Source organism: Streptococcus sp. HMSC061D10 (assembly GCF_001808865.1).
Classification (GTDB): Bacteria; Bacillota; Bacilli; order Lactobacillales; family Streptococcaceae; genus Streptococcus.
Map to the genome: position 1 here is coordinate 1 of NZ_KV795017.1, position 6,007 is coordinate 6,007.

The window sequence follows — 6,007 nt, forward strand, 5'->3', positions numbered from 1 at the left end:
TGTTATTTTCAACTCTTACTATTATACCGAGTTTTTCCTACTTGTCAACACCTTTTTAAAACTTTTTTTCACCAACCTTTGAAGACCACCTTTAACTCCCTGAGAAGGGACTTGCGGCCTTTGAAGCGTTCATCTGCCCAGAGACGTTCGTAGGTTTCTTGCTTATTTTGGGGCAACTTTCTTCTATAAGTATCCAACAAGTCATGAAAGGCATAATAATCATCCAACCATAAACCTCCTTCTGGTAGGCGATGGCTAATCTCTCCTACTTCTTCATAAGCCATTCGATCTAGACGTCGCTTTTGGCTCTCTTGTTTTCTTACAGTATCAAGGATTCGGTTGCGGAATTTTGTTTTGAAGTAGACGTAGAGTTTCTTTTCTTTTTCAACTAGTTCTGGATGGGAATCTAGGAGTTCATAAAGGCAGATCATTCCTTCTTGATCCCAGTCCTCCTTCTCCCATAGATGGAGATAATAATTTTTTCGGCATTTATGAACAATCCCTTTTACCTTTGCGTAGTATTTCTCAAGCATTTGCTTTCCTCCTTTCTCTGCTTGTAGTATAGCAGAGAAAGGGGGAAAGAAGGGCCCTAGTTTCTATCTTGTTTCTTTTTAGCTCTCTAATGTTATGGAAATCGTGAATACTCACAAGTGAGGGTGAAAAAAGACAACTGTTTTCCCCACAGTTGTCTTTGCTTTTTAGATTTAATTGACGAAATTTCCAAGAAATGCCCGATTAAAGTTCTGCAATCTGATTAAGATTTACTTCTGCTACTGTATCATTACCAAACATAGAGATAATCATCTTAACTTTGTTGTTATCAATTTCTGTAATCTTACCTGTGTAATCTGCAAAAGCACCGTCAATGATACGAACAGTTTGACCAACTTGGACATCAATATCAAATTCTTGGACAGTTTGACCCATAGAAACTAAAATATCGCGAATTTCTTGTTCCAAAAGTGGAGTTGGTTTTGATCTGTTTCCGTGTGAACCTACGAATCCTGTTACGTTTGGTGTGTTACGTACAACAAACCATGCTTCGTCGGTCATAACCATTTCTACAAGAACATAACCTGGAAAGCGATTTTCTTCGATTTCTTTTTTCTTTCCATTTTTTTCCACTTGCACTGTTTGTGTAGGAATCTCAACACGCAGAATATTTTCTAACATATTGTATGTTTGTGCACGCTGCAATAGATTTTCTTTTACCTTATTTTCGTAGCCAGAATAAGTTTGTAGCACAAACCATCCTTTATCAAAACTATCCATGTTTTTTCCTTTCCTAACTGAAGAATTTCAGCGACTAGATCTTTTTCTTAGCTTATTTTAAAAAATATTAATAAAACGAATCAATCCGCTAACAATCAATTGGTCAAAAATATAAATCATCACTACAAAGAAAGCAGTGTATTCCATGATAGATTTAAAATCTAACCAACTTTCCTTGCGAGTCGGCCAAGTTGTTTCTTTAAGAAGTTTAAAAATGTCCTTAATAAAACGCATCGTTTTCTCCTATCTCGTTTCTCGGTGTGTGGTGTACTTGCCACAGTGTTTACAAAATTTATTTACTTCTAAGCGTGTTGGTTTTGGATTTCCACTAATCTTAATCGAATAGTTTCTAGAACCACAAACCGCACAGGCTAGACTTGCTTTTTTAAGTGCCATAACGCCTCCATCTTACCTATTATAACAAGAATCCTCTGCTTTGACAAGCTTAATTGTTTTTTTGAATTCTTAAATCTTGAACTGTAATTTCTTAAAGTAACTTCTACTTGTACTAACGGTAAAACTTAGTTTAGGAATTTAGCCTTCCAAAATCTCAGCTCAAGTTTTCTTCTACCTCAGACTGTATGTTTCGAAAATCAAAAACCTAGGAATCATCCTAGGCTTTATGATGCTTATTTACCAAGGTAGTATTCAGAAACTACGTTCAATTTTTCGTCAAATTCGAATACCAATGGTGGGAAGTTAGGGATTTCCACATCCATGATTTCGTCGTCTGACAAGCGTTTGATGTGTTTTACAAGGGCGCGGATTGAGTTACCGTGTGCTCCTACGAATACATTCTTACCGTCTTTAAGCGCTGGAGCGATTTTATCTTCCCAGAATGGAAGGGCACGTTCCAACGTCACTTTCAAGTTTTCAGCATCTGGAATTACTGAGTCATCAAGTGAAGCATAACGACGGTCAGTATGAGCTGAGTACTCATCATCATGAGGCATTGCTGGAGGCAATACATCGTATGAACGACGCCAGATGTGAACTTGTTCATCACCAAATTGTTCAGCAGCTTCAGCTTTGTTTTTACCAGTCAAACCACCGTAGTGACGTTCGTTCAAGCGCCATGATTTTTCAACTGGAACCCACAATTGGTCAGATGCTTCAAGAGCCAAGTTAGTCGTTTTGATCGCACGTTTCAATACTGAAGTGTAAGCTTGGTCAAATTCGATACCAGCTTCTTTGATCAATTTACCAGCGTCAATCGCTTGTTGTGTTCCTTTTTCAGACAAATCAACATCAGCCCAACCAGTGAAAAGGTTAGCTTTGTTCCATTCAGACTCACCGTGGCGAGCAAAAACCAATTTTACCATTTGATGGATACTCCTTTTATTTTCCGAGGTTTCCCTCGTTTATCTATTCTATTTTACACAATTTTTCACAAAAAAGCTAGTCAAAATCGATTAAAAAGAGAAGAGACTTCTTGACTCTTCCCTTTATGTATAGAACTATCCTTCAATTTGGAAATGTTTTAAGCTCGACAAGTATAGCGCTCCACCAATGATGAGGATTATTCCACCGATCCATCCCAAGAATGGAATCAATGATACTCCCGATCCAACGATAAACAAGATAGACGGCGCAAGTGAGATACGTTTGTCATCCTTATAATAGACAAGAGTGAGAATTCCTAGGATAAGAGTTGCAATTTTTACTAAAGTAAAAACAAGGAAAACAAATCCCAAAACAAATCCCGCAAAATCTTCATTGTCAGAAATAGCAGCAATCATAACTATAACGACTGGTAAGATTGCTAAAACTGCTCCTGCAATGATTCCAATAATTCCATCAACTTGTGCAAGTGTTTTTGTCTTCATAACTGTCTCCTCAAAATGTTATACAATCGTTATTTTACCATATTTTAGTTTTTATTTAAAGTTTTTACCAGTCTGGTACGGAATGATGATTAATGATTGATGATTTCGTCACTGGCTCTCTATACGAATCAAACTAGTGATATTTTAAGTGTAATAGTTCTATTTTTTTACTTATTATTTTACATTTATAGCATATAGCACACCATATTCCTCCATGAGGTTATCTGAGGTTTAGTATTAGTTTCCCTGTACTATTTCTTACTCAGATTTAATTTAGCGCTCTTGATTGTTTCTGATAGAACTATACAACTAGTATTAATAAATTGTTGACTAATTTACATACAGCAATTTTGGCTCTATAATTTCTATAGTGGGTAAAACCACCGTAGGAATTATGGAGCCTATTTTGTTGTAGAAAAAAAGCCTCATAAGAACTATAATGAAAGCACCACACAATACATTAGGGAGTTACTTATGAGACCTATTAAGAATACCACAGAATTACTTGAAATAAAAGACCCAAATATAAAGATTTTCTTTGTTTTTAAAACAATAACTCACTTAGAGATACGTGCTAAACTCGATTATCCTGTTCCTTTATGCCCTCATTGTAAAGGCAAGATGATCAAATATGACTTTCAAAAAACTTCGAAAATTCCTTTACTAGAACATGCTGGATACCCATCATTACTTCGGCTCAAGAAACGCCGTTTCCAATGCAAAAATTGTCATAAGGTTCTTGTGGCTGAGACTCCTATTGTAAAGAAAAATTGCCAAATTTCGAACCTGGTTAGACAAAAAGTGGCCCAACTTCTTACTGAAAAAATTTCCTTAACAGATATCGCTAGAAGACTTTCTATTTCTACTTCAACTGTCTACCGAAAATTGGATCAATTCACCTTTGAGGAAAATTTTGATAAATTACCCACTGTAATGTCATGGGATGAGTTGGGTTTTAGAAATGGACAACTAACCTTTATTGTACAAAATTATGAAACAAACGAACTACTTACAATCCTAGATAATCGCCGACAAACTTCTATTCGGAATTACTTCTTGAAGTACCCTCTTAAAGTTCGCAAGCAAGTGAGGTATATTACTATGGATATATCTGGTGCTTATATTCCATTAGCTAGAAGACTTTTTCCTAATGCTAAAATCGTTCTTGACCGATTCCATATTATCCAACATCTCGGCAGAGCTTTTTTAAGAACGCGCATTGATAGGATGAATCAATTTGATAAAAAGTCGCTCCCTTATCGCTCTTTGAAGAACCATTGGCGTATCTTCCAGAAGGATAGTCGTAAACTTTCTCTGCAACCTTTCTATTCCAAGACATTCCGTCAAACACTAATACCAAGAGAAATAGTCGAGAAAACACTTTGCTATTCTCATGAACTTTCACATCACTACAATCTTTATCAACTCCTCTTATTTCATTTTCAAGAAAAGAATAAAAGGCTGTTTTTTGAACTGATTGAGGAGAACATGAACACTGTTAATTCTTATTTTCAAACTGTATTTAGAACTTTTATGAAACATAAGAATTACATTGACAATGCTTTAGAAGAACCTTATTCAAATGCAAAGCTTGAAGCAACTGACAAGCTGATCAAAGACATTAAACGTCAAGGATTTGGTTTTAGAAACTTCTTAAACTTTAAGAAGCGTGTTTTCATATCCCTTAACATCAACAAATATTATCCTTTCTCGTTGTTAAAATTTTTGTCACCCACTACAGTTGACAAAGAGCCCTTTTTTGCTGCCCTATAGTGACTAGCTTCCAAAAGATCAAAAAAACCGTAAGAATTTCTTCTTACGGTTTTTCTGGCAATCTCATAGAATCAAGATTCTTAGATTTGCTTTATTTGAGTAATGGCTTACTCTTCTTCCTTACGTTTTTTAGAGATAAGGAGTCCTCCTGTCACTGCTGCAAGAAGTGCTAGTCCAAGTGAAGCGTTAGATTGTTTAGTACCAGTGTTTGGCAATTCTTTCGCTCCTGCTTTCTTAGCTGGTGCTTGAGCAGGTGACTCTTTAGTTGCTTCCTTAACAACTTTATTAGCTGCAATTGTTGCTACTGATCCGTCCGCAAAGGTTACAACTACTGATCCGTCATTGTTAACCTTAACATCTGTCGCAGTTGGGTTAGCTTTCTTAACTTCTTCAGCTACTTTAACTTTTTCTGCGTCTGTCAAGTTGCTTGGATCTACTACTGGAGTAAGAACTGGTACTTTAGCATTATCAGCATCTTTACCACCTACATTAACTTTACTTACTGTTACTGTTGTTGTAACTGATGTATTTCCTGCTTCGTCTGTTGTTGTTACAGAAACTGTATCTCCAGCATTCAAACCATTAACTGGAATACTGAATTTACCATCTTTATCTGCTTTCGCTGATACTTTAGTTCCATCTGGTAGAGTAACTTCTACTGTTGAACCTGCTTCGGCTGTACCTGTGATTGCTGTATCACCAGCTTTAACTGGGTTCACAACTGGTGCTGCTGGAGCTGTGATATCAGCTTGAGTAACTGTCTTATCACCTGTAAGTGTTGCTGTTGAGCCATCTGGGAACGTTACTTTCGTTGTTCCGTCTTGACCTACTTCTGCTTTAGAGCCTGGGTTCGCTGCTTCTACAGCTTCTTTAACTTTAGCTTTTTCTGCATCAGTCAAGTTTGCTGTGTCTTTAACTGGTGTCTTAGTTGATGGAGCTTTAATACTGTCAGCATCGGCTTTTGCTACAGTTGCAGTTGTCGCATCTGATGTGTTACCTGCGTCATCTGTCGCTGTTACAGATACTGTTTTACCTTCTTCCAAACCGCTAACTGGGACACTGAAGTTGCCATCTTGATCAGCTGTTGCTGTTGCTTTTGTTCCGTTTGGAAGGGTTACTTCTACTGTTGAACCTGC

At 36.8% G+C, this 6,007-nt stretch carries 8 protein-coding genes; 1 reads left to right on the forward strand and 7 read right to left on the reverse strand.

Going from position 1 to position 6,007, the window contains the following annotated elements:
• Positions 1 to 68: 68 nt before the first annotated feature.
• The 6 genes from HMPREF2728_RS05680 to HMPREF2728_RS05700 form a co-directional block, all read right to left on the reverse strand.
• Positions 69 to 533 (reverse strand): sigma-70 RNA polymerase sigma factor region 4 domain-containing protein, encoded by a 465-nt coding sequence (locus HMPREF2728_RS05680; protein WP_075227309.1) that lies wholly within the window; start codon positions 531 to 533, stop codon positions 69 to 71.
• A 202-nt stretch (positions 534 to 735) separates the two neighbouring features.
• On the reverse strand, positions 736 to 1,272 hold the full coding sequence (nusG, locus tag HMPREF2728_RS05685) for a transcription termination/antitermination protein NusG (protein WP_075227310.1): 537 nt from the start codon (positions 1,270 to 1,272) through the stop codon (positions 736 to 738).
• 57 nt (positions 1,273 to 1,329) lie between these two features.
• Positions 1,330 to 1,506 (reverse strand): preprotein translocase subunit SecE, encoded by a 177-nt coding sequence (gene secE, locus HMPREF2728_RS05690; RefSeq protein ID WP_001211016.1) that lies wholly within the window; start codon positions 1,504 to 1,506, stop codon positions 1,330 to 1,332.
• A gap of 9 nt (positions 1,507 to 1,515) precedes the next feature.
• On the reverse strand, positions 1,516 to 1,668 hold the full coding sequence (gene rpmG / locus HMPREF2728_RS10365; protein WP_001809375.1) for a 50S ribosomal protein L33: 153 nt from the start codon (positions 1,666 to 1,668) through the stop codon (positions 1,516 to 1,518).
• 233 nt (positions 1,669 to 1,901) lie between these two features.
• Positions 1,902 to 2,594 carry a phosphoglycerate mutase gene (locus HMPREF2728_RS05695; RefSeq protein WP_075227311.1) on the reverse strand — a complete coding sequence of 231 codons (693 nt, stop codon included), beginning with the start codon at positions 2,592 to 2,594 and terminating at the stop codon, positions 1,902 to 1,904.
• A 135-nt stretch (positions 2,595 to 2,729) separates the two neighbouring features.
• Entirely contained in the window at positions 2,730 to 3,098 is a 369-nt protein-coding gene (locus HMPREF2728_RS05700; protein WP_075227312.1) for a hypothetical protein, read from the reverse strand.
• A 474-nt stretch (positions 3,099 to 3,572) separates the two neighbouring features.
• Here HMPREF2728_RS05700 and HMPREF2728_RS05705 point away from each other — a divergent pair, with 474 nt between their 5' ends.
• Positions 3,573 to 4,871 carry an ISL3 family transposase gene (locus HMPREF2728_RS05705; protein WP_083280559.1) on the forward strand — a complete coding sequence of 433 codons (1,299 nt, stop codon included), beginning with the start codon at positions 3,573 to 3,575 and terminating at the stop codon, positions 4,869 to 4,871.
• A gap of 107 nt (positions 4,872 to 4,978) precedes the next feature.
• Here the strand turns inward: HMPREF2728_RS05705 and HMPREF2728_RS05710 are convergent.
• Positions 4,979 to 6,007: Ig-like domain-containing protein (locus HMPREF2728_RS05710; RefSeq protein WP_148130278.1), on the reverse strand; the 1,029-nt coding region annotated here is incomplete at its 5' end.